Raw genomic sequence first — 24,770 nt, 5'->3', positions numbered from 1 at the left:
CGAAGCGGAAGTGAAAATGCAGGCTATACGAAATCGCGTCGAGTCATTGGAGAGCATGTGAGCCACCCCTTGTTGGGTGGCGAGCGAGTGACCAGGACGGCTGGGGCAGCCGAAGGCATAAGCGGTCACGTGATTTTTGCTGATTGACCGGCAAGGATGCCGAAGCAATCTTTCGCAAAAATAGCGACTCCCCTTACTTTTTTTACCTAGCGGGAACCCTTATGAAACTGATTAAACTGATGTTATCCGGCCTGTTACTTTCTGGCCTGACAGTAGCCCAAGCGGACGACGGCTTTACCAACTGCGAGCAATATGCCAAAGCGGCTTGGACGGTGGACGGAAAAAGCCCTTATGGGCCTGTCCATCCCTTATGCGCCAACGGCTCGGTGATTTCCGACCCGCATATCACCACTTTCAGCGGGCTGACCCATAGCGGTATCGGTTATGACCTTAACTTTCCGGGCGATTATACGGTGACGGAAGTATGGGGCGGTCACCATTTGGCCATTGTAGGGCGGTTTGTCGTCGATAAAGCCAATAAAGCAGGGGCGTTTACGATTCCAGAAGCATTTAAGTTGTCGTGGGCAATGTTTACTGAGCATAGCCTAGAAATCCATCGTGGTGACGATGGGGCGGTCATTTTTATCGATGGCAAAATAGTGCCCTTGAAACATAACAGAAAAGTGCCGATTGCAGATGTCGGTTATGTTATCCGCAAAGGCGAGTCTTATTTTATTGCCGATACGACCAGCGATGTGGCCGTTATAGTCAATGCCAATAAATTCTATTTGGATATGAATGTGACGGTGCCACGCACCGTCACTACCGTGGGTTTGCTGGGCTGGGCATCCGTTCCGGCACTTTATGACCGCCTGCAAACCCTAGAGTTGCCTTTTACCCCAACCGATAAAGATCCGCAACAGGTTCAGGTGGCCCGCGCCGATTTTATCCATTTTATTGACAGTTGGCGCTTGACGGACGGCAATCCATTTACGACCGCCACTTTACCCGAAATTCCCAATTATAGCGGCAAAATTTATACCTTATCCCATTTGGCCAGCAAGCCTTTGGCGAAAGCGAAAGCGCAAACGCAATGCGATGCCTTAGAAGCCGAATTGCCGGAACGTTTTGACCGCCATAACTGTTTGTTTGATTTGGGCTTTGGTGGCGAACGGTTTGCCCGCTCGGCACATCTTGGCCAATTCGCTTATCTGCGTATGGAAATTGGTCAATAAGGTTGTCGCTAAGGCAGTTGTTATTTTTCCCTAGAGAAGCAACACAGCAGAGGCCGATATGGCTGGCCTCTTCTGATGGCTTGCTTAAAAAAATTATCTTATTTGGAGACGATTATGGCTATTTATAAGGGGACTGACGGTAACGACACGATTACCGCATCCGAACAACGCGACACCTTGGAGGGTTACGGTGGCGATGACATCCTAATGGGTTTGGCTGGTAGCGATCGTCTGTTTGGCGGTACGGGCAATGATTGGCTGTCTGGCGGCGGTTCTAGTGATAGCTTATATGGTGAATTAGGCGATGATACCTTAGAAGGGGGAGAGGGCAGTGATCATCTATACGGCGGCGAAGGGGCGGATAGCTATGTGTTTGCCAAAGGTGCGGGTTATGACACTATCCAGAGCGGCAGTGCTGACGCTAGCGCGGATACCGTAAAATTCATTGATGTGGCTTCTACTGATGTGTTACGGGCCAGCCGTGACAATTATCAAGATCATTATGGGGATTTCTATTTGTTATATGGTAATGGAGATTTACTGACGATTGAGGGCTATTTTAACGCCCCCGAAAACCGTGTCGGGCAAATCCAATTTAGCGACAGTGTCGTTTGGACATGGGATGATATTCAATACCAAGTCCTCAAAGGGACAGCATACAACGATGATTTACACGGCTTTGACGGCGAGCAACACACCCTATCGGGGTTGGACGGCGATGACATCATTTATGGCGCTAACTTAGCGGATACGTTATCCGGGGATGCGGGCAGCGACTATTTAAGCGGGGAAGGAGGCGATGACGTGCTGTCAGGTGGGCTAGGCAATGATGGGCTTAAGGGCGGTGATGGCGCCGACATTTTCTTGTTTGCTAAAGGCGATGGCTATGACACTATCCAGATAGAATATTATTATGAAAATAATCATGATATTGTCAAATTTACCAATGTCGCTTCGACTGAGTTGGCTGGGGTCAAGCAAGGCAGTTACGGCGAACTGTTGCTGTCTTATGGCGATGGCGACCATCTTCATATTGACAAGTATTTTTACGGTAGCGCTTACCGTATTGGCGAGATCCATTTTAGTGATGGGGTGGTGTGGACTTGGGAGAATATCTATCTTCAAGCTTTACACGCTACGGAAGGCGATGATTATCTGACTGGGCTTGAGAATAGCGAAAATACGCTGGCTGGCTTAGCGGGTAATGATAAGTTGACAGGCGGCAGCTTAGCCGATCATTTAGACGGCGGCAGCGGTTATGACACGTTGTATGGCAACGCCGGTGACGATAGCCTATCGGGTGGATTGAGTGGTGATGTGCTGTGGGGTGGTGACGGTGACGATACCTTATCCGGCGATGGCGGCAATGATGTCTTATACGGCGAGCGGGGCAACGATATATTATCCGGCGGTAACGGTAAAGATACTTACTTATTTTCTATAGGTGCTGGCCAAGACCTTATCAACAATTATCATGCCGATAATAAGGCCGACACTATCCGCTTTGATAATGTCGGGCTAGCCGATGTAACGGCCATTAACCGTTCGGGCGATGATCTCATCATCCATTACGGCACTGATGATCAATTAACGGTCAGCGGCCAATTTGGCGGCGGTGATTACCAAGTCGACCGTTTCAGTTTTATGAATTATTTTAACGGCCCGGGACCCCGCCACATTGTAGTGGATAATATTATTGTTGGGGGGGACGGCGACGATAACCTAGTGGGCACTGATGCCAATGATCTCCTCGTCGGCCAGGCAGGTGCCGACAGCTTGACAGGCGGTGAGGGTAATGACGTGTATTTTGTCGATAATAGCGCCGATAGCGTTACCGAAGCTGAACTGCAAGGCAGCGATACTGTGGTCAGTTCGGTCACTTATACGTTAACCGGCTTTACCGAAAAACTTACCCTACTGAGCGGTGCGGCCGACGCTACCGGCAATGCCTTAAACAATGTGCTGCTCGGCAATGCCGGGGCAAATACTTTGGCGGGCGCTGAAGGTAACGACACGCTCATCGGCGGCGAAGGCGCGGATACGCTGATAGGCGGTTTAGGCAAAGATACTTTGCTGTTAAACGAAAGCGCGTCGGCTACCGATACGGTGAAAATCGGTGTTACCGATAGTTTACTGGGTGCATTTGACACGATCCAAGGTTTTCGTCTGGGTGAAGATAAGCTGGATTTGTACGGTTCCTTAATTGCTGCTGATGCCAATAGCGTCGATGGGGTGAATGTTGGCCATATCCAAAGCCATGCCATTAAAAACGGCATCATCAGTTTTGACAATACCGACAGCTTTCACCACGCATTATCGCCGTATTTCACCAGTGTCGCCTCAATGCTTGAGTATTTACAGCTAAATTTGAACAATGGCGAGACCGTCGCGTTTGAGGCGCCAAATTACAGTTCCTATGTGTTTCAAGATCACGGCGCAGAGGATACGGTGGTGCAATTGACGGGCGTATTGGCCTCTCGTTTGGTGACGGACGGCACGGCGGAATATGGGATTTGGCTAAGCTAGACCGCCGTAAGCTTACGTTAACCCCTTAGGGTACAGGCTTGGCTTTTTACCCTAGGGGTATTTTTATGCGGTTGGGGCATGCTCCTGATATACAAGCGTAAAACGCTTGTCGCATAAGTTTGATTCTACAGCTATCCAACCAACGGCCACACGCTAGCCGAGAAAGTTATGGCAAATTGTGACATCCGTCCGCATCGGTAACATTTGCTCATAAAAACGGCCTATCCGCTCATTATTCCGGCATATTTTTATCGGACACTATTGCCATGGAAACGGGCTCCCATCGCTTATGTTTCTAGTCACTAACCGCCTATCAGCCATTATTTTGGGGAATTACCATGATCCGTACCGCTATCAAAACCACTATACTTTTTTTTATTTTGCTGTTTTCCGGCCATATTGCCTCTGCCCAAGCCCAATCCATCAACGGCGGTTGGTTAGCGGATAATGGTGACTTGATCTTTTTGGTCAAATCCACCAAAAACAAAGTGATCGCTTTGGACATTTCGGCGGCGAAACAATTGCGTTATGTGTTGACCGGCGAGATGACCGGCGACCAATTGACGTTGGCGACGAAAGACGGCACAACCACCTTAACGGCTACCGTAGTCGGTGAATCGTTTACAGGTATATTGTCGCCCGCCGCCGCCGAACCGCAGGATTTAAACGCCAATCTGTATTTTGCGTATAACGGCAGCAGTTATGATGGGGTGTGGAAAACCGACGGGGCCGACAGTTACTTGCTGTATGCCACATTAAAACTGAAAGGTGTGGTCACAACCATAACGGCTTCTTTTGCCATGAGCGGCAACCAAACGCTCAGTTATAATGTTTTCCTGGGTACGCCAGCGGCGGCTGACAACAACGGCGACATGGGCTATGCAGGCGTTTCTATGTTGGATTATTCGGTGCTAAAATTAGCTTTCCCTTCCACAACAACAGCCAATGCCACCTTGAGCAAAGGCAAAACCAACACTAAATCCACGCTTGCCAAAACCATAGCGGTAACCAAAAAATCCGGCGAATTTTAGATGCGGTTGTTATGCTAAGCTATTTTTTTACCGACTAGAGACAGGGCAAGCGCGTAGTCTACTACGCGCTTGCCCTGTTTTGCCTATTGCGGCGGAATGGTGGGCATTACACGGCTGACCGGGCCGGCGTTTTTGATGAAGATTTGTTTGAGTTTTTCAAACGCGCCGGCGATGGTTTTGTCCATGACGGTTTCGTTGCCGATAGAGACGATCACGCGGGTCAGTTCGGGCATTTTGTTTTTGACCGAGGCGATGTAAATCGGCTGGACATACAGCACGGTGTTACCCATGGGCAGGATGATCATGCGGCCCATTTCGACAATCGATTCGGATTGTCCCCATAAGGTGAACTGCGCCGAGATTTCCGGCACTTGTTGGGTAAGCGCTTCAATTTGTGCGGGGCCGTTGACCTGCACGTCTTTGCCGAATTGGTAGACGGTGATGCTGGGTTGGTAATCCTTGCCGCACTGCCGGCTGTCTATGGTGCTGGCAACCCCTATCATGCTGAGGTTGTTGCGGTTGACCGGGGTCATCGGGTTGATCAGGACAAATTCTTCGCTGTCGTTGCAATTGCCAAAATCCATAGTCTGATAATAGGGCAAGACCGGTTTGTCGCGGACGTTAGCGAACTGCCAAGTCTCAGCCTGTTCGTAGAACAATTCGGGGCTGTTTTGGTGGTATTTGGCGTACATTTGCATTTGTATGGTGTACAGGTCACGGGGGTAGCGCAGGTGGCTGCGCAAATCCGCCGGCATGTCCGCCAGATTTTTAAACAAGTTGGGGTAAGCGTTGTGGTAGGCCTGGATAATCGGGTCTTTGGGTTCGGCGATGTAAAAGTCCACGTCGCCGTCAAAAGCGTCAACCACTACCTTGACCGAGTTGCGGATGTAGTTGAAACGTTGTTGGCCTTGCCCGAAGTCGCTGTCCGTCGGTTTGGAGACCGGATATTTGTCGGATACGGTATAAGCGTCCATCAGCCAATAAAAACGGTCTTTGGTGATGACCAGATAAGGGTCTTTGTCGAGCCGCAGGAACGGTGCCAGTTTGGCGACGCGCTCGCTGATGTTGCGATGGATTTTAAGCCGGCTATCTGAGGCGATATTGGTGGAAAAGAAGATTTTTTCGTCATGTAAGTAAATGGCGAACAAGGCCTTGCGGAAGGTCGAAGCGATAGGGATGCCGCCTTCGCCATGGTAGGCTTCATTTTGGCTGGGGTCAGTGCCGGCAATGCCGACAATATCCAGTTTGTTCGGAACGATGGCGTAATCAAATTGCTCCTGACCGTAATAAATGTCAGGGTGGGCAGTGCTAAGGCCGATGTCGGAGGTCATATTCAGGTCGCGCAAATACCAGACTTGCGGTTTGTCGGCATCTTGTGCTGCCGGGCTGATGACCGCGCCGTAGCCGTGGGTGTAGCGTAAATGCAGGTTTTCCCAGTTTTTCGCTTCCTGCGGCAGTTTCGAGGTGTTCAGCTCACGCGCAGAAATATTGACTTGGCGGAGGTGGTCAAGGACGAAATAACGGTCTTCATCGACGGAGCGGAAATGGTAGTAAGGGCGGATTTCCTGCAATTGCCGATAGCTGTCGATGATAAATTCCCGATCCCAAACCGGAATGTTTTCAAAGCGTTTTTGTGTCCCCCAGGTTTCGATGTCTTTGGCGGCGTTGAGATTGATGGACACGTCCGCCTGTTTAATGTTGCCCAACTGGTAGGCGGCTAAGGTCGCGTCGATATTGTTCTGAATGAACGGCTTTTCGGTTTTGACCGGATTGGGGTTAACCAGGTAGCGTTGGAGCAGGCTGGGGATAAAGCCGATCTTCGGTAACACTAATACGCAGACAAAGGCGGTCAGTGACACCAAGAATGGCGTTTTGATGCGGTGCTTAGGCCAGAAGATAAATAAGCCCGCCGTTACGGCGGTGGCTAAAAATGTACCAATGGCCGCCCAGATCAGCGGCAGTTGGTAGCGCAGTTCGATAAAGCCTGGGCCGTAAAAAATCGGTTCGTGGGAGTCGGTATGAAGCAGGGCGAAGCGTTGCAGCATAAAACCCCAGACGACAAACCCGACGACAAAGCCGAGCAATAAGGACAGGTGAATTTTTGCCCCTTTGGGATAGTCTTTGCGTTGGTTGGGGATAAGGGTGTGTTCCAACCAATAGAGGGCGGCAATCATGGCAAATATCAGGATGGCCGTGCCTAACAATTCTTGTTGGACCAGTTGGTAAACCGGATAAAACAGCAGGTAGAAGCTGATGTCTTGTCCGTAGACGTTGTCGTTGACCCCGGAGTTGCTGCCGAAAAAATATAATAAGGCGGTTTCCCATTGGGTGTAAAAGGGGATGGCGATAATGATCGCCAGCACCAGCGATATGGGGGTGTAGACTTTTGCCGAACCGCTCATAAAGGTGTTGGCAATTTTTTGGAATTTTTGCCGTTTGGCCACGTCATGGCGCACGTCATCGGGCGGATTAAGGCCTAAATAGCTGGAGGCTATCCAAAAATGCAGGAAGAAGATGGCAAAAAAGCCTAAGGTGACGGCGCCTGACAGCAGGTATTTATATAGCAGCTTTAGCCAGAAATAGTTTTCTAACTTTAAGGACTCGAACCACCATAAGTCAACAAACAGGTCGAGAAAGATGAAATGGAAGGCAATATATAAAATGCCCATGATGACCAGTGCCGATCCTATCAACGCGGGTAAAGACTTCAAATTCCCCATACCGTCCTCTTAAAATATATTAAATGATGCTGCCATTGGCATCAGGGGGCGACCCGCCGCCAATTGAAAAATAATCCCCTATTCTAACACCCAATAAGGCCTTCGTAATGTATAGACTTTCGCGGCGGCGTGTCAGGGTGGTGCAAATGTGCATAAATCTGCAAGGCTAAGGTATTGATGGTAAACTTGCCGCTTTTAGTTTTTCCTGTCCAGTAGCATTGACTTTACCGCCTCTTAGCCTTTATATACATATTCCTTGGTGCATAAAAAAATGCCCCTATTGTGACTTTAATTCCCATGCGGTCAAGGATACTTTGCCGGAAGCGGCTTATATTAGTGCGTTGCTGGCCGATTTGGCGCAGGATTTGGATTTATACGCATGTCGGGAGCGCCCGCTTGCCAGTATTTTTATCGGTGGCGGTACGCCCAGCCTATTTGCGCCGGAGGCGTTTAGTCGGCTTTTGGAGGGGGTGGCGCAGCAGATGGTGGTGGCGGCGGATGCCGAAATCACGCTGGAGGCTAACCCCGGCACTTTTGAAAGCCAGAAGTTTGCCGAATTTAGGGCTTTAGGGATTAACCGTCTGTCGGTAGGCATACAAAGTTTTCAAGACGGTTTGCTGGCCCGTTTGGGGCGGGTGCATTCGGCTAAGGAAGCCATCCGCGCGGTAGAGATCGCCCACTATGCCGGATTTGCCAATATGAACCTGGATTTGATGTTCGGTTTGCCTGGCGCAACAGCGGATTGTAGTCAAAAGGATGTGCAGACGGCCTTAGCTTTGGAGCCCACCCATATTTCTTTTTACCAATTAACATTAGAACCTAATACCTATTTCCATAAGTTTCCGCCCGCTTTGCCTGACGATGAAGCGGTGTTTATGAGCCAAAAAACCGGGCAGGCCTTGCTGGCAGAAGCGGGGTTTGGACAATATGAAGTCTCGGCTTATAGCCGTAACGGCTGGCAATGCCGCCATAACCGCAATTATTGGCAGTTTGGCGACTATTTGGGTATAGGTGCGGGGGCGCATGGCAAAATCACCTTGGCCGCCCCTGCACAGCTTATGCGTACCCAGAAGCCGAAAAGCCCCGAGCAGTATCTGCGGGCGAGCCATCAGCCGGAGGGGGCGGTGGCGATTGCGCGTGCCGATTTGCCTTTGGAGTTTGTCATGAACCAGTTGCGCTTGCGGGATGGCTTTTCTTTGGCGCATTATCGGCAGGTGACAGGATTGGCGGACGCTAGTTTGGAGCCGGGGTTGTCCGATTGTTTGGCGCAAGGCCTGATGGTGTGCCAAGACGGGGTTTACCGTTGCACCCCGCAAGGCTGGGATTTTTTGGATACGGTGTTGCAAAAATTTTTGGTCTGTTGATAAACAGGGATTGGAGTGTTGTTATTAGGTTTTGGTGATGGATTCTGGCGTAATAAGGCCGGTCTCTTGTTAAAAAAGCTGACAATTTTTGTCACAAATTGGTCAAATTGGTCATATTGCTTAATTTGTTTAGGGTTGAATAGTCCAACTAAAGCGGCATGTAAGGCTTGCCTGCCGAAAAGAAGCGGAAATTAAGGCCTTATAGGTTTTTTTCAGGGCTTTGTTAAACCGATATCGTCCTTGTTACTATATCTGTTAACGCGTTAGCTGTTTCGGGCAAATCCTGTATATCCTGAGGGTGTCGCTGGAATAGGGAGGGGGCAGCCTTGCTATGAATTATGGCCATGGCCTATAGCGAGCGGGATAAAATCCTTCAATATCCGCATAAAGGTAAAATTAATCATGCCATAAAAGAGAGATTTCTGGAAAATTAGCGCGTTTTTTATTAGCATAGCAACTTGTGCCGTTAAAGAATAAAATAGGTTAGCTGTAGTTCTGGCGCGTATTTTGCGTTGCCTTTCCGCTTTGGCGGAGGAGGCAAGAAATAAAATGGCAGCGGGGCGTTTATGCCTTTACTAAGGCTTGTAAAGTGGCGGCGGATGGCAACCACATTATTTAATGAAATTATATGTTTGATTATCAGAGAGAGTTTATTGCTTACGCATTGGAATGCGGTGTCTTAAAATTCGGTGAATTCCTGCTTAAATCAGGACGCACCAGCCCCTATTTCTTCAATACGGGCCTATTTAATACCGGGGCTAAGCTGGCTAAGCTTGGCGGCTTTTACGCCCAAGCTCTGCGGCAGTCAGGCATAGCCCCTGATATGCTCTATGGGCCGGCTTATAAGGGTATCCCTTTGGTTTGTGCCACCTCTATGGCTTATGCACAGTTATTTGATAGTGATATGCCATTTGCCTTTAACCGTAAAGAGAGTAAAGACCACGGTGAAGGCGGGGCTTTGGTCGGTACGCCTTTGGCGGGACGTGTGGTGATTGTTGATGATGTCATTACGGCAGGTACGTCGGTGCGGGAGTCGGTGGAAATTATTAAGGCGGTTCATGCCCGGCCTGCTGGGGTGCTGATTGCTCTGGACCGGCAGGAGCAAGGCCAGAACGGCCTGTCGGCGATCCAGGAAGTGAGCGATAGTTTTGGTTTGCCGGTTGTTGCGATTATCACTTTAGCGGATATCATTGCCTATCTGACCCCCCAAGCCAGCATCCAGGTCGAAGCGATTAAGGCTTACCAGCAGCTCTACGGGCTTGAAAACGGTAATTTTTAACAGACGCAAAAATAATAGTGGATTATCCTAACGCTTGCAGATATTTCAACTACAATTTGTTACATAAACGTGCTGTCCCGATTCATTTACTAAAATCGTGTTTTTTACAAAAGGCTTGCCATGAGGAACTTGGAATTTAAAGAAAAAATGCACGAATATTCGCAATGGCGTGCAAATCTGGTACAGGCGATAGAGATGTATCAGCAATGGCTGGTGCGTTATGGGATGGATGATGCCCATCGCACCAATACACTTTTAAATATCCTGTCCAGTTTAAAGAATGACCGAATCACGTTGGCATTTGTGGCGGAATTTTCGCGCGGTAAAACCGAGCTGATTAATGCAATGTTTTTTGCCGAGTCGGGGGTACGTTTATTGCCGTCTTCGCCTGGCCGTACCACCATGTCGCCTACGGAAATTTTTTATGATGCAGAGGGCGGCAGTTATATCCGTCTGTTGAATATCGAAAGCCGTTTGGAAGATATGTCGCTGGCGGAGTTTAAAACCATGCCTGAGCGGTGGACTAAGTTTGAGCTTAACCCCAATTCGCCGACGCAAATGCAGGCGGTGTTTAAGGAGTTGATCGCCACTAAAAAAGTCAATAAGGAACTAGCGGATAAGTTGGGTCTGTGGAATGAGCGGGAAGCGGCAACTCAGGGTTCTATTAATCCTGACAGCGTGGAAATTCCCTGTTGGCGTCATGCCCTCATCAGTTTTCCGCACCCTTTGCTGAAAGAAGGCTTGTCCATCATTGATACCCCAGGCTTAAATGCGTTAGGTACCGAGCCGGAATTGACGCTGAATATGTTGCCTAGTGCCCAAGCGATTGTTTTTATGTTGGCGGCCGATACGGGTGTGACGAAAAGCGACTTGGAAATCTGGCTAAACCATATTAACCGTGCCCGTAGCGCTAAAAAGCAGGGCTTGGCGGTGGTCATGAATAAGATTGATGCCATGTGGGACGATTTGGGCGGCAATACGGATTATGACCGTGCGATCAAGTCGCAAATTAAAGCTTCGGCGACTATTTTGAAGATAGATGAAGAGTCTATTTTTCCGTTATCCGCCAAGCAGGCGCTGCTTGCCAAAATCAAAGGTGACGCTGAGTTATTGAAAAGAAGCCGGATTAGTGGCTTGGAAGGGTATCTTGCCAACGATATTTTGCGTGAAAAGCGTAATATCATGGCGGCTACCGTCATGCGCGATATTGGCGGCTTGGTGAACGAGTCCATTAACCTGACTTCTACGGCACTGACCCATGCCACTGAGCAGTTGGAAGAGTTTAGGAAAGTCGATTTCCATAATCAGGATATGACCGGCAAGCTGATGGCGGAAACCCGTGACCGACAAAGTGTTTATATGGCGAATGTGGAAAACTTCCAATCTAGCCGCCGAGTGTTTATCGTCCAAGCAAAAATGCTGATCGACTCTTTTTCTGACGAGAAAATCAATGATGTTATTAGTGTCGCCCGGCATGACATTACTAAGAGTCTGACTACCGTGGGTATGAAGCAAAATATCCGCAAGCTGTTCGATGATTTGCGTGATATGTTGCAAGATTCCTCTGACATCACTAATGAGACCCGCCGTCTGGTTAAGGCTATCCATAAAAAGTTTAAGGATGAATACGGCTTTAAGGAAATTGAGCCAAAGCTGTTTGATATCAAGAAATATCAGATTGAGCTGGAGCAGGTTTTTGAAGAAGGTGAGATATTCCGCACCAGCACTAAAGTCACTATGACCGAGCAGCATATTGTGGTGGATAAATTGTATAGCACCTTAATTTTGAAGGCACGAAATATCCTTAAGCAAGCCCATGACGATGCGATAGCTTGGAGCAACAGCGCGTTATCGCCGCTGGCAAGACAAATCAAAGACCACAAAAAGCAGATTGAAGGCCGTTTGCAAATGTTAAGGAAAATTAACGAATCCAAAGGCACGGTCGCGGAAAATATTGCCGCCTTAGAGGCGGAAGTGGCGCCGTTAAAGCGTCAACGCGACGAACTGGCGATTATGGTCAAATCTATGCAGTTAGAAAATCAGGTCGGGGAAAGCGGTTAACAGTGGGCTTGGCCTGTGCTATAAAAACCCGAAGGGTGCGGATAAGGTTCGCACCCTTCGGGTTTTTTTATGTCTGTTCCTATCTTAAAAGCGAGGGGTATCATGCAAGGCAATTCTTATGGCGGCCTTGAGGGATTTGATATGGCGTTGCCCGATGGGGAGTTGGTCAGCTTTAGGCCGGTTAGGCCTGAACACCGGAAAATAGTGGCGGAAGGTATGTCGGCATTATCGTTCGAATCGCGTTTGTTCCGTTTTTTTACCCCTATGGTCTGCTTATCTGCCCAACAATTAGATTATTTTACGGAGGTCGACCAGTCTGACCATGTCGCCTGGATCGCGCTGTCCTCAGACAATGCGGGGCAAACGGGTTTGGGGATAGCCCGATTTATCCGTTTGCCGCATCAACCACGGGTTGCCGAATTTGCCATCGTTGTTATAGATAGCTATCAAAACCGGGGCTTGGGGCTGATTTTATTGGCGTTGCTCTATAAAATGGCCGTCAGCAAGGCTATTGATACTCTACGCGCATCGGTGTCTTTGGAAAATAAAGTGATGAGGCGTTGGCTCGCTAGGTTGGGCGCAGTGGGTCAGTATGATGATGACGGCAGTTATACGATGGATTGGGCGGTTGCAGGTAAGCCGCCTGACTTAACGTTACCTTCTTTGCAGCGCTTGAAAGCCATTATAGTAAAGATTGATGAGGCCATGAGCCAAAATGTAGTTCCTGACCCCTTATAAGGCTTGCCTTTACGCTGATAATGAATGCCCTTAATTTTGCGTGGGGGTTTTAAAAATCAAATCCCAAACCCCATGCCCCAAGCGCAGGCCGCGCTGTTCAAATTTGGTCAAAGGCCGGTAATCAGGCCGTTCGCAATAGTCACCCGTCTGGCTGGTATTGTGCAGCAGCGGTTCTGCCGACAGTATTCCCAGCATCGAGCGGGCATAGTGTTGCCAGTCGGTGGCGGCGTGGAAATAGCCGCCCGCTTGCAGTTTTTTCAGCAGCAGGGCGATAAAGTCGGGGTTGACGATGCGGCGCTTATGATGTCTTTGCTTCGGCCAAGGGTCGGGGAAGAACAGATGCAGGCCCGCTAAGCTATGGTCGGGAATTTTCTGCTCTAATATTTCAATAGCATCATGGCAATAAATCCGCACATTACTGATGTCCTCTTGCGCCAGCAGCAGCAATAAATGCCCGACTCCGGGGCGGTGCACTTCAATGCCCAGATAGTCTTTATCGGGGTTGGCTTGAGCCGTTTTCGCCAAGCTCTCGCCGTTACCGAAACCGATTTCCATAATCAGCGGTGCGGTGCGCCCGAACACGGTGGGTAGGTCGTAGGTTTGGGTAGGGTCTAGGCAGTAGGTGTGCCAGTGGCTGTCAATGGCCTGTTGCTGGCCGGGTGTCAAGCGGCCTTGGCGGCGGATGAAGCTACGGATTTTTTTTAGCGGTGTATCGGAAGAAGGCAGCATAAATACGCACAGAAAAGGCGCAGCCCGCTTTATGGCAGGCTGCCAGAAGCTTAGATGATTAAGCCGTCAATGGGTGAGGAGGCAGAGGCAAAGCGCCGTCTGGGCATGCGTCCGGCGAGAAAGGCTTCGCGCCCGGCTTCTATGCCTTTGCGCATGGCTGAAGCCATGAGGATGGGGTTTTTGGCATCGGCAATCGCGGTATTCATCAGGACACCGTCGCAGCCTAACTCCATCGCAATCGCGGCATCTGAAGCCGTGCCGACCCCGGCATCGACCAAAATGGGCACTTTGGCATTTTCGACGATGGTCAGAATGTTGTACGGGTTGCGCACGCCCAAGCCAGAGCCGATAGGTGCCGCCAACGGCATCACGGCGACGCAGCCAATAGCCTCCAGGCGTTTGGCGGCGATAGGGTCATCGTTAGTGTAAACCATGACATCAAAACCGTCGCGTACCAGTTTTTCGGCGGCCAGATAGGTTTCCGCGACATCGGGGAACAGGGTTTTTTGGTCGGCCAATACTTCCAGTTTGACTAAGTTATGGCCACCGAGCAATTCCCGTGCTAAACGGCAAGTCCGTACTGCGTCGTCAGCGCTGTAGCAGCCTGCGGTATTGGGCAAGATGGTGTATTTGTCGGGGGAGATGACATCCAGTAGGTTGGGTTCGCCGGGATTTTGGCCGATATTGGTGCGCCGGATTGCCACCGTGACGATTTGTGCGCCGCTGGCTTCAATCGCCAAACGGGTTTCTTCCAAATCCTTGTATTTGCCGGTGCCGACCAATAAACGCGACTGGTAGGCTTTGCCCGCCAGAATAAATGAGTCATCTTGGCCACCGCCGATGGCATGGACGATTTCCAGGCGGTCGCCTGCCTTTAAGGTTTGTTTGGCATAATCGGTAAACGGCAAAATTTCGTGGTTCAGTTCGACCGCGATTTTTTTGCCGGCTAGGCCTAAGTCGGCCAGCAAGTCGGCCACAGGGCTGTTGTCCGCGCATTCACGGCTGTCGCCGTTAACATAGACCATCATATTTTTAGGCTCCGCTCAGGGTTGACAATACGGCGTTTTTGCACGGCCTTAGCCAAGTCACGCAGCAACGGCACGGTGTCTTCCCAAGCCAGACAAGCGTCGGTGATGCTTTGTCCGTAAACGAGGGCTTGGCCGTCGACGATTTTTTGGCTACCCGCTTTCAGGTGGCTTTCGACCATCACACCCATGATGCGGTGGTCGCCATTGGCGATTTGGCTGCCGACATCTTCGCCGACAATGAGCTGGCGTTGGCATTGTTTCAGGCTGTTGGCGTGGCTAAAGTCGATCATGATATTGGGGCGAAGGTTAGCTTTGTGTAGGCCTTCGGCGACTTGTTGGACGTTAACGGCATCATAATTGGGGCGGTCGTTGCCGCCGCGCAGGATGATATGCACGTCTTCGTTGCCGGTGGTGGAAAAAATCGCCGAATGGCCCATTTTTGTCAGTGATAAGAAATGGTGCGGGCTCATGGCCGCGCCAATGGCATCAATGGCGATTTTAATAGTGCCATCGGTGGAATTCTTAAAGCCGATAGGGCAGGATACGCCGGAAGCCAGTTCGCGGTGGCCTTGGCTTTCGGTAGTGCGGGCACCGATGGCGCCCCAAGCGATCAAGTCGGAAATATATTGCGGGCTGATCAAGTCCAGATATTCGGTGGCGGCGGGCATACCCATGCTGCTGACATCCAACAACAGTTGTCTGGCAATGCGCAGGCCTTTGTTGATGTTAAAGCTGGAGTCCAGGTCGGGGTCATTGATCAGGCCTTTCCAGCCGACGGTGGTGCGGGGCTTTTCAAAGTACACGCGCATAACGATGAGCAAGTCGTCTTGTAGCTCATCTTTCAGGGCTTTTAGGCGTTGGGCGTAGTCTTTGGCGGCCACCGGGTCATGGATGGAGCAGGGGCCGATGACCACCAGAACACGGTCATCCGCACCGGTGAGGATGTTATGGATGGCGGCTCTGGCGGCTAAGGTAGTTTCTGCCGCCGCTTCGGTAATCGGCAATTCCTCATGAACCTGAATTGGTGCAATGACTTCTTTTGTTTCACAAATTCTCAAATCATCAGTGTTGTATTTTGTTTGCATGATAGCTACCAAGCTGCTGCTTTGTTATCGGGATTTACGGTAAATCCTAATATTTTAACTGGTTTCAGCAAGTTTGGGTGAGTTTTTGCCAGTTGTTTTTCACGGCAGGCTACTTTTTACCCTTAAGGGCAAGCGTCCAAGCCGTCTATAGGCCAGCGCGGTCTGGCAAAAATGCGCAAGTCCTGATGGTGGCCGGCCAAAAGCCGTTGGCAACCCGCGTAGGCGATCATTGCGCCGTTATCGGTGCAAAATTCCGGTCGGGGGAAGTACAATTCGGCGTTTTCTTTGCTGGCCATTTCGCCTAGGGCGTGGCGGATTTGCTTGTTGGCACTGACTCCCCCCGCGACCACCAAGCTGTTCAACCCGGTTTGCTGTAAGGCGCGGCGGCATTTGATGACCAGCGTTTCCGATACCGCCGTTTGGAAAGCGGCGGCAATGTCTGCCTTATCTTGCTGGGTTTTACCGCAAGCGTTGAAGGTGTTAAGGGCGAAAGTTTTGAGGCCGCTAAAGCTAAAATCCAAGCCGGGGCGGTCAGTCATCGGGCGTGGGAATACCCAAGTCGGCTGGCCTTGTTCGGCCAATGCCGACAATCTTGGGCCGCCGGGATAGCCTAACCCCAATAATTTGGCGGTTTTGTCGAAAGCCTCGCCAGCGGCATCGTCCAGCGATTCGCCGAGCAGTTGGTAACGGCCTATGCCGTCCACCCGCACCAGCAGGGTGTGGCCGCCGGAAATCAGTAGGGCGACGAACGGGAACTGGGGCGGATGCGCCTCCAGCATGGGGGCGAGCAGATGGCCTTCCATGTGGTGGACGGCGACGGCGGGGATTTGCCATGCCCATGCCAAACTTCTGGCAGTGGCTGCCCCGACTAGCAAAGCGCCCATTAAGCCGGGGCCGGCAGTATAGGCGATGCCGCCGATTTGGGCGGGCAACAGGCGGCTGTCGGCCAACGTTTGCTGGATGAGCGGCACCAATTTGCGGATATGGTCACGCGAGGCGAGCTCCGGCACGACCCCGCCATATTCGCTGTGCATGTCGGTTTGGCTGTATAAAAAGTGGCTAATAAGGCCGTGTTGGGGGTGGTAAATGGCGACCCCCGTCTCGTCGCAAGAAGTTTCTATGCCTAAAACGTACATTGAGTTTTTGAAAATGGCTAAAGTAAAGGTATAATTCAAGGCTTTTTAAGCTCAGTCTATCACTGGGCTTCCTGTTTTAATGTTAACACACTTGGAACCACATAATGCCGTCAGTAAAAATTAAAGAAAACGAACCTTTTGACATTGCTATCCGTCGCTTCAAACGCGCTTGTGAAAAAGCGGGTGTTTTAGCCGAAGTGCGCCGCCGTGAGTTTTATGAAAAGCCAACCGCAGAGCGCAAACGCAAAGGCGCAGCGGCCGTTAAAAGACATTTGAAGAAGTTGGCGCGTGAGCGTTATGCCCTGAAAAACCTGCGTCGTGGCCGTCCTGCCGTCTAATTATGAGTGGCTTATTGACCGACCGCATTAAAGACGACATGAAAGCCGCTATGAAAAGCGGCGACAAGGCCCGTTTGGGTGTGATCCGTCTGATTTTGTCAGCCATCAAGCAAGTTGAGGTTGACGAGCGTATCGTTTTGGATGACCAGCGGACTATTTTAGTGCTGGATAAGATGCTTAAGCAACGCCGTGAGTCTATTCGCCAATATGGTGACGCGGGCCGTGCTGATTTGGTGGCTGTCGAAGAGGCCGAGATTCTGGTAATCCAGGATTATTTGCCGCAGCCGTTCTCCGATGCGGAAGTTGACCAGATGATTGCCGCCGCTGTTGCCGAAACCGGCGCGGCTTCGATCAAGGATATGGGTAAGGTCATGGGGCTGTTAAAAGCGCCTCTGCAAGGCCGTGCCGATATGGCGGTCGTCGGTGTCAAAATCAAGGCGGCTTTGGCTGAATAAGCTGGCCGGGTTCTGGTAGCCATGTCCGGCGGCAGAATTCCCCGTGCTTTCATTGATGATCTGTTGGTGCGGATTGATATTGTCGAACTCATCGATTCGCATGTCCCCCTAAAGAAAACGGGTGCCAATTATGTTGCCCGTTGCCCTTTCCATAGCGAAAAAACCCCCAGCTTTTCCGTCAACAGCCATAAGCAGTTTTTCCATTGTTTCGGCTGTGGCGCGAGCGGTAACGCCATCAGTTTTTTAATGGAGTTTAACCATCTTGACTTTGTTGAGGCGGTTGAAGATCTGGCGGCGTTTGCCGGTGTCGATGTGCCTAAGGAAGAGAGTGGGGCGCAAGCCGATAAAGTCGATTTGCAAAACCTTTATGGGCTGATGGAACAAGTCGCCGATTTTTATGTCCAGCAATTACGCACAGGCGTAGCGGGTCGGCAGGCGGTGGCGTATTTGAAAAAACGCGACCTGAGCGGTGCGGCGGCGACACGCTTTAAGATCGGCTACGCCCCCCAGGATTGGCAAGCGCTGACCGCGCATTTTCCGCAACAGGCCTTAATTGAAGTCGGCTTGCTGGGCGCTAACGATAATGGCGGCGTTTATGCGCGTTTCCGCCATCGGGTGATGTTCCCTATCCGCGATAAGCGCGGGCGGGTGATCGGCTTTGGCGGACGGGTATTGGACGATTCTCTGCCCAAATACTTGAATTCGCCGGAAACGCCCTTATTTCATAAAGGGCGTGAAGTGTATGGCTTGTATGAACTGCTAAAAAGTAATGCCAAGCCACCGCGTATCCTTCTGGTTGAAGGCTATATGGATGTGATCGCCTTGGCGCAGTCGGGCATTGATTATGCCGTCGCGGCTTTAGGTACGGCAACTTCGCAAGCCCATTTTGAATTGCTGTTCCGCTATACCGCCGAAGTGGTGCTGTGTTTTGACGGCGACAATGCGGGGCGGGAAGCGATATGGAAGGCGATGGATGCGGCGTTTTCGGTGCTGCAAGACGGTCGGCAAATCCGTGTGATGCTGTTGCCGCAAGGCCATGACCCGGATTCTTGGGTGCGCGGGCAGGGCGTGGAGGGCTTTATCGGCGACATGCTCGCTTCACAAGTGTTATCGGATTATTTTTTCGGCCAACTGGCGGAAGAATTTAATCTCCAAGAGACCGAAGGGCGGGCGCAATATGTCAATAAGGCCAAGCCTTATTTGGCAAAACTGCCCGATAGCATTTTTAAGGACATGATGCTGGCGCGTTTGCAAAAAATAAGCAAGGTGGCAGTGGACGTTTCCGATAAAACGGCTAGACTTAATAGCAAAGCTGTGCTTGCGCCTCGCCAGAAAGGTAGCCGTCCACCGCTGGAGCGGCAAACCTTGGCGATGTTGGTGCAAATCCCCAGTTTGATTGGAGTGCTGGAAGAGCGGGGAGTTGATTGGGATGGATTGGAATTTAAAGGTGCTGATAAATTTAAGGACATCTTGCGGGTGTTGTTACTGAAAAAGCCCGCTACTACAAGCGTGTTGCTGGAGCATTATCGAGGGCATCCTGATGAGGCCATTATCAAGCAGTTGGCAGCGATACAATTAGAAGCAGGGGTGGAGCAAGAATTTAGCGGGGCATGGGATAAGCTGTTGGAGCAGGGCATTGATGCCCGTTTTAACCGTTTGCTAGCTAAAGCGAATAGCGGCAGTGAGCAAGATAAAGAAGAGTTCAGAAAATTATCAATGCACAGGTCAAGCAAATAACTGGTTTTCAATCAGACAAATCTTGTAGTATAATTACGGGTTCAGCAAAATGGTGCTGGATACGGTATTCAGTGAGAAAACGATGAATCAAGAACAACAGCAGTCCCAGCTTAAACAACTGATCGCTAAAGGTAAAGTCCAAGGTTATCTGACTTATGCCGAGGTGAATGATCACTTACCCAGTGACATTGCTGATCCTGAGCAAATTGAAGATATTATTGCCATGATCAACGACATGGGCATTCAAGTCTATGAAGTGGCTCCTGATGAAGATTCCCTGATTACCGATTCGGCGACCGTTACCACGGATGATGAAGATGCGGAAGAAGTTGCCGCTCTGGCTTCGGTCGATAGCGAATTTGGCCGCACCACCGATCCTGTGCGTATGTATATGCGTGAAATGGGTTCGGTCGAGTTGTTGACCCGTGCCGATGAACTAAAAATCGCCAAACGCATCGAAGAAGGCCAGCAACAACTGGTTAAGGCCATTTCCCGCTCGTGTGTGGTGGTGGAAGATTTTCTGGACTCGTTCGATAACATTTCCGGTGACGAGGGCGGGGTACGTTTGACTGACCTGATTTCCGGTTTTGTCGATTTGTCCAGCGAGCCGGAAGATTTGATTTCTGCCCAGCCAGTCGGTGATGTCGCGGTTGATGCGTCGCCGGAAGATGAGCTTAAGGGCTTGACTTACGAAGAAGTCCAAGAAAAAGTCGAAGGCTTGCGGCGGCAATTGGCCATCGCTTCCGACACGATTAAGCAATACGGCTATGTCAGCCCCGAAACCGAGGCGGCGTTTGATGTATTGGCGGATTTGTTCATGGAATTTAAGTGGACTCCGCAATATTTGAAAAAGCTCACCGGGATTATCCCTAATGGGGTAGCGGCGGTGCGTGAGCAGGAACGGCTGATCCTGGAAATTTTTATTAAGTATGCGAAAATGCCGCGTAAAAATTTCATTGTCTCTTTTACTGAGCACGAGTCTGACCCGACGTGGCTAGACCAGTTTCTGCGGGCAGGACATGAGTATGCCCAAAGCTTAGCACCGTACGAAAAAGAGTTACGCAAAGCGCAAAAGACCTTGGCTGACATTGAGGCGCAATACGGCCTGACCATTAACGGCCTGAAAGACATTAACCGCCGTATGTCCATTGGTGAGGCCAAAGCCCGTCGCGCTAAAAAAGAAATGATTGAGGCGAATTTACGGCTGGTCATTTCGATTGCCAAAAAATACACTAACCGGGGCTTGCAGTTCTTGGACTTGATCCAAGAGGGCAATATTGGCTTGATGAAGGCAGTTGATAAGTTTGAATACCGCCGTGGTTATAAGTTTTCGACCTATGCGACGTGGTGGATACGCCAAGCGATCACCCGCTCGATTGCCGATCAGGCGCGTACCATCCGTATTCCGGTACACATGATCGAAACGATCAACAAGCTAAACCGTATTTCACGGCAGATTTTGCAGGAAATGGGGCGGGAAGCGACCCCTGAAGAGCTGGCAGAACGCATGGAGATGCCGGAAGATAAAGTACGTAAGGTATTGAAAATAGCCAAAGAACCGATTTCGATGGAAACGCCGATTGGCGATGATGAAGATTCTCATTTGGGGGATTTCATTGAGGATGGTAAAGTATTGTCCCCAGTAGAGGCGGCGACCATCGCGGGGCTCCGTGAATCGACCCAAAATGTTTTGGCCGGGCTGACCGCCCGCGAAGCAAAAGTGTTGCGGATGCGCTTTGGGATTAACATGAACACCGACCATACTTTAGAAGAAGTGGGTAAGCAATTTGATGTCACCCGTGAGCGTATCCGTCAGATTGAAGCCAAAGCCTTAAGAAAATTACGGCACCCATCCCGTTCAGAGCAGTTGCGTTGCTTTTTGGACGGCGAATAAGCACAGTTACCAGGGCCATTAGCTCAGTTGGTTAGAGCGTCCGACTCATAATCGGCAGGTCGTAGGTTCAAGTCCTACATGGCCCACCATATTAAAAACAAGGCTGCTTAGTGCAGCCTTTTGTCTATCTGGGATTTATTCTTTCAACGAGGCGATAGCATGAGCAATAATTTCATTTTTACATCAGAATCCGTGTCCGAAGGCCATCCTGATAAAGTCGCGGATCAAATTTCCGATGCCGTATTAGATGCTTTATTAACGCAAGACCCAAAATCCAGGGTCGCTTGCGAAACCCTAGTCAAAACGGGTATGGTCGTTTTGGCGGGCGAGATCACCACGGATGCTTGGGTGGATATGGAAGCCTTGGTGCGTAAAGTGGTTTGCGAGATTGGTTATGACAACGGCGACATTGGTTTTGACGGCAAAAGCTGTGCCGTACTGAATGCAATCGGCAAGCAGTCCGCCGATATTGCGATGGGTGTGGACGAAAGCGACAACCACGAACAAGGTGCCGGCGACCAAGGTTTGATGTTTGGTTATGCCAGCAACGAAACCGATGTGTTTATGCCCGCCCCGATCACTTATTCGCATCTGTTGGTGAAACGCCAAGCCGAAGTGCGGAAAAATAAAGCCCTGCCTTGGCTGCGTCCCGATGCCAAAAGCCAAATTACCTTCCGTTATGAGAACAACAAGCCCGTAGCGATTGATGCGGTGGTCTTATCTACCCAACATTCGCCGGAAATCAGTGCCAAAGCCCTGCATGAAGCGGTGATGGACGAGATTATTCTGCATGTGTTGCCGAAAGAATGGCTGCATAAGGACACCAAGTATTTTATTAACCCGACCGGGCAATTTGTCATCGGCGGCCCTGTGGGCGACTGTGGCTTAACAGGCCGGAAAATCATCGTCGATACTTACGGCGGTATGGCGCGGCACGGTGGCGGCGCATTTTCCGGTAAAGACCCGTCTAAGGTTGACCGTTCGGCGGCTTATATGGCGCGTTACGTTGCCAAAAACATCGTTGCTGCTGGTTTGGCGGAGCGATGCGAAATTCAAGTCTCTTACGCTATCGGGGTTGCCGAGCCGACTTCTATCAGTGTGGAAACCTTCGGCACCAGCAAGCTCAGCGAAGACCGTTTGGTGCAAATCGTCCGGGATACTTTTGATCTGCGTCCGAAAGGCCTGATCGCCATGCTCGACCTGTTAAAACCGATTTATCAGCCGACCGCTTCTTATGGGCATTTTGGCCGTAACGAAGCGACTTTTAGCTGGGAAAAAACCGATAAAGTCGACGCGTTAAAAGCGGCGGCGGGCATTTAATCACCACATCAGGATTATGACTAATGAGCGAGCACGATTATAAAGTAGCCGATATGGCTCTGGCCGATTGGGGTCGTAAGGAAACCAATATTGCCGAAACCGAAATGCCGGGCCTGATGGCTTTGCGTAGCGAGTTTGGTGCGGCGCAGCCGTTAAAAGGGGCGCGGATTGCCGGTTGTTTGCACATGACCATCCAAACGGCGGTGTTGATTGAAACATTGACAGCGTTGGGTGCTGAGGTGCGTTGGTCGTCCTGCAATATTTTCTCGACCCAAGACCATGCCGCCGCAGCGATGGCGGCGGCGGGCATCCCTGTGTTTGCTTGGAAAGGCGAGACTGAAGCGGAAGCTGAGTGGTGCATTGAGCAAACCATTATCGGCCCGAACGGCTGGCGGCCTAATATGATATTGGATGACGGCGGCGACCTCACCAATATGATGCACGACAAATTCCCTGAGCTGATGGCGGATGTTAAAGGCTTGTCGGAAGAGACTACCACGGGCGTATTGCGTTTATACGAACGGGTTGCTAAAGGCACGTTGACCGTTCCGGCGTTTAACGTCAACGATTCGGTCACCAAATCCAAATTCGATAACCTGTACGGTTGCCGTGAATCTTTGGTGGACGGTATCAAACGCGCCACTGACGTGATGATTGCCGGAAAAATCGCGGTAGTTTGCGGTTATGGCGATGTCGGCAAAGGCTGTGCGCAATCCCTGCGCGGTTTGGGTGCGACAGTCTGGATCACCGAAATCGACCCGATTTGCGCCCTACAAGCGGCGATGGAAGGGTACCGCGTGGTCACTATGGAGGATGCCGCGCCGATTGCCAATATTTTTGTCACCGCCACCGGCAACTTTAACATTATCCGCCATGAACACATGCTGGCGATGCGTGACCAAGCCATTGTCTGCAACATCGGCCATTTTGATGCCGAAATCGACATTGCCTCTTTGCGCCAATACACTTGGGAAAACATTAAGCCGCAAGTCGACCATGTCATTTTCCCTGACGGCAAACGCCTGATTATCTTGGCGGAAGGCCGTTTGGTCAATTTAGGCTGCGCGACCGGACATCCTAGCTTTGTCATGTCCAACTCGTTCTGCAACCAAGTGTTAGCGCAAATCGAATTGTGGCAACATGCCGAGCAGTATGAAAATAAAGTCTATATCTTGCCGAAAAAGCTTGATGAAAAAGTCGCCCGTTCGCATTTGCAACAATTGGGCGTTAACTTGACGGTCTTGACCGCAGAACAGGCACAGTATATCAATGTACCTGTTGAAGGCCCTTACAAGGCGGTCCATTACCGCTATTGATGCGGGTTTGACCATCGCTTGAATGGGTAAAAGGCGCGGGCATTTTGGATGACGCGCCTTTTGCCGTTAAGTACGGGATCAAATAAGGTATACGCTATGACATTTCAAGATATTGTTTCAAGTCATTTAGATCAATTTAAAAGCGATATTGAGTGCCGTTGTTGTCCATATCAAGTTGTGGGTACTGTTATTCGCTCAAAAATTCGGTGCTTCACAAGAAAAGACGTAAGTCAGAGAAGTAATGATCCTGCACTTATTTTAATTTTGGAATCGCCTCATATTGACGAGTTTAAAGTTAATCCCCCTGAACCAGCTAAAGGGTGGACTGTAACAAATATAAAAGATTATTTATATCGATTTAAAAGCTATTTGCCAACAAACGACAGGGAGCTGATTTTGGTAAATGCTATACAGTATCAGTGTTCTCTAGGGGTCGATACCGAAGTTTTTCGGTATGATATTTTTACAGATGTGTGGAATGATTTTGGCGAAACAAATTTTATTGAAAGATTTTCTTCCCTACTAAAGGAAGGAGATTTTGTTATAAATGCGTGTACACAAGGAAATGAGAGTGGGCCTTTTTTACGGGATTTAGTCGAAACTGCTATCATAAATGTAATAGGTTCTGGCAGTGATTTGCATACATTCCATCCTTCATGCTGGCATAATGAGAAACATAAATCTAAAAAATGGCTTTGGACACCAAAAAACTAAGGGTCTAGTACAAAGTCCAGACTGTTAATAAAGAAAGAGCAATAATTATTTTCCTGATTGAGTA

19 protein-coding genes and 1 tRNA gene are annotated in these 24,770 nt (G+C 50.1%); 15 read left to right on the top strand and 5 right to left on the bottom strand.

What is annotated here, in order from left to right; translation table 11 throughout:
- Positions 1-221 precede the first annotated feature (221 nt).
- From AADEFJLK_RS04580 to AADEFJLK_RS04570, 3 genes are all read left to right on the top strand, one after another.
- Entirely contained in the window at positions 222-1,235 is a 1,014-nt protein-coding gene (locus tag AADEFJLK_RS04580) for a hypothetical protein (protein WP_103973437.1), read from the top strand.
- A gap of 114 nt (positions 1,236-1,349) precedes the next feature.
- On the top strand, positions 1,350-3,761 hold the full coding sequence (locus tag AADEFJLK_RS04575) for a calcium-binding protein (RefSeq protein WP_170065030.1): 2,412 nt from the start codon (positions 1,350-1,352) through the stop codon (positions 3,759-3,761).
- 338 nt (positions 3,762-4,099) lie between these two features.
- Entirely contained in the window at positions 4,100-4,792 is a 693-nt protein-coding gene (locus AADEFJLK_RS04570; RefSeq protein ID WP_103973436.1) for a hypothetical protein, read from the top strand.
- An 83-nt stretch (positions 4,793-4,875) separates the two neighbouring features.
- On the opposite strand, the gene AADEFJLK_RS04565 is transcribed toward AADEFJLK_RS04570, so the two are convergent.
- The gene (locus AADEFJLK_RS04565) at positions 4,876-7,512 is read right to left on the bottom strand and encodes a UPF0182 family protein (protein WP_103973435.1); all 2,637 of its coding nucleotides are present in this window, start codon (positions 7,510-7,512) and stop codon (positions 4,876-4,878) included.
- A gap of 218 nt (positions 7,513-7,730) precedes the next feature.
- Between AADEFJLK_RS04565 and hemW the strand changes: the two genes are divergently transcribed.
- The 4 genes from hemW (at position 7,731) to AADEFJLK_RS04545 (ending at position 12,954) form a co-directional block, all read left to right on the top strand.
- The gene (hemW, locus tag AADEFJLK_RS04560) at positions 7,731-8,876 is read left to right on the top strand and encodes a radical SAM family heme chaperone HemW (protein WP_103973434.1); all 1,146 of its coding nucleotides are present in this window, start codon (positions 7,731-7,733) and stop codon (positions 8,874-8,876) included.
- A gap of 628 nt (positions 8,877-9,504) precedes the next feature.
- Entirely contained in the window at positions 9,505-10,155 is a 651-nt protein-coding gene (gene pyrE / locus AADEFJLK_RS04555; RefSeq protein ID WP_088618522.1) for an orotate phosphoribosyltransferase, read from the top strand.
- Between the two features lie 120 nt (positions 10,156-10,275).
- Positions 10,276-12,216 (top strand): dynamin family protein, encoded by a 1,941-nt coding sequence (locus AADEFJLK_RS04550; protein WP_088618521.1) that lies wholly within the window; start codon positions 10,276-10,278, stop codon positions 12,214-12,216.
- Between the two features lie 69 nt (positions 12,217-12,285).
- Entirely contained in the window at positions 12,286-12,954 is a 669-nt protein-coding gene (locus AADEFJLK_RS04545; RefSeq protein WP_249027972.1) for a GNAT family N-acetyltransferase, read from the top strand.
- A gap of 30 nt (positions 12,955-12,984) precedes the next feature.
- Here AADEFJLK_RS04545 and trmB read toward each other — a convergent pair whose 3' ends face one another.
- From trmB to tsaD, 4 genes are all read right to left on the bottom strand, one after another.
- On the bottom strand, positions 12,985-13,683 hold the full coding sequence (gene trmB / locus AADEFJLK_RS04540; RefSeq protein WP_103973432.1) for a tRNA (guanosine(46)-N7)-methyltransferase TrmB: 699 nt from the start codon (positions 13,681-13,683) through the stop codon (positions 12,985-12,987).
- Positions 13,684-13,733: 50 nt separating this feature from the next.
- Positions 13,734-14,711: a sulfur carrier protein ThiS gene (thiS, locus tag AADEFJLK_RS04535; protein ID WP_103973431.1), complete on the bottom strand. Its 978-nt coding sequence runs from the start codon at positions 14,709-14,711 to the stop codon at positions 13,734-13,736.
- Positions 14,708-15,796, bottom strand: a complete 1,089-nt coding sequence (aroG, locus tag AADEFJLK_RS04530) for a 3-deoxy-7-phosphoheptulonate synthase AroG (protein WP_088618517.1) — start codon at positions 15,794-15,796, stop codon at positions 14,708-14,710. Before aroG ends, thiS begins: the two co-directional genes overlap by 4 nt.
- Positions 15,797-15,918: 122 nt before the next feature.
- Positions 15,919-16,932, bottom strand: coding sequence for a tRNA (adenosine(37)-N6)-threonylcarbamoyltransferase complex transferase subunit TsaD (tsaD, locus tag AADEFJLK_RS04525; protein WP_103973430.1), 1,014 nt, complete (start codon positions 16,930-16,932; stop codon positions 15,919-15,921).
- 104 nt (positions 16,933-17,036) lie between these two features.
- On the opposite strand from tsaD, the gene rpsU reads away from it, so the two are divergent.
- From rpsU to AADEFJLK_RS04485, 8 genes are all read left to right on the top strand, one after another.
- Complete coding sequence (gene rpsU, locus AADEFJLK_RS04520; protein ID WP_088618516.1) at positions 17,037-17,270, top strand: 30S ribosomal protein S21; 234 nt, start codon at positions 17,037-17,039, stop codon at positions 17,268-17,270.
- Between the two features lie 2 nt (positions 17,271-17,272).
- A complete protein-coding gene (locus AADEFJLK_RS04515; protein ID WP_088618515.1) occupies positions 17,273-17,725 on the top strand; it encodes a GatB/YqeY domain-containing protein in 453 nt (150 codons plus the stop codon).
- 21 nt (positions 17,726-17,746) lie between these two features.
- Positions 17,747-19,462, top strand: coding sequence for a DNA primase (dnaG, locus tag AADEFJLK_RS04510; RefSeq protein ID WP_103973429.1), 1,716 nt, complete (start codon positions 17,747-17,749; stop codon positions 19,460-19,462).
- Positions 19,463-19,544: 82 nt separating this feature from the next.
- The gene (rpoD, locus tag AADEFJLK_RS04505; RefSeq protein ID WP_103973616.1) at positions 19,545-21,356 is read left to right on the top strand and encodes an RNA polymerase sigma factor RpoD; all 1,812 of its coding nucleotides are present in this window, start codon (positions 19,545-19,547) and stop codon (positions 21,354-21,356) included.
- A 12-nt stretch (positions 21,357-21,368) separates the two neighbouring features.
- Positions 21,369-21,445, top strand: a tRNA-Ile gene (locus AADEFJLK_RS04500).
- Between the two features lie 70 nt (positions 21,446-21,515).
- Positions 21,516-22,676: a methionine adenosyltransferase gene (gene metK, locus AADEFJLK_RS04495; protein WP_088618513.1), complete on the top strand. Its 1,161-nt coding sequence runs from the start codon at positions 21,516-21,518 to the stop codon at positions 22,674-22,676.
- Between the two features lie 23 nt (positions 22,677-22,699).
- Entirely contained in the window at positions 22,700-23,992 is a 1,293-nt protein-coding gene (gene ahcY, locus AADEFJLK_RS04490; RefSeq protein WP_103973428.1) for an adenosylhomocysteinase, read from the top strand.
- 96 nt (positions 23,993-24,088) lie between these two features.
- Positions 24,089-24,706, top strand: a complete 618-nt coding sequence (locus AADEFJLK_RS04485) for a hypothetical protein (protein ID WP_103973427.1) — start codon at positions 24,089-24,091, stop codon at positions 24,704-24,706.
- Positions 24,707-24,770 lie beyond the last annotated feature (64 nt).

The organism is Methylovulum psychrotolerans, from assembly GCF_002923755.1.
Taxonomy (GTDB): Bacteria; Pseudomonadota; Gammaproteobacteria; order Methylococcales; family Methylomonadaceae; genus Methylovulum; species Methylovulum psychrotolerans.
Note: the sequence above shows the minus strand (reverse complement) of the source record. Positions and strands in the feature narration are given on the sequence as shown.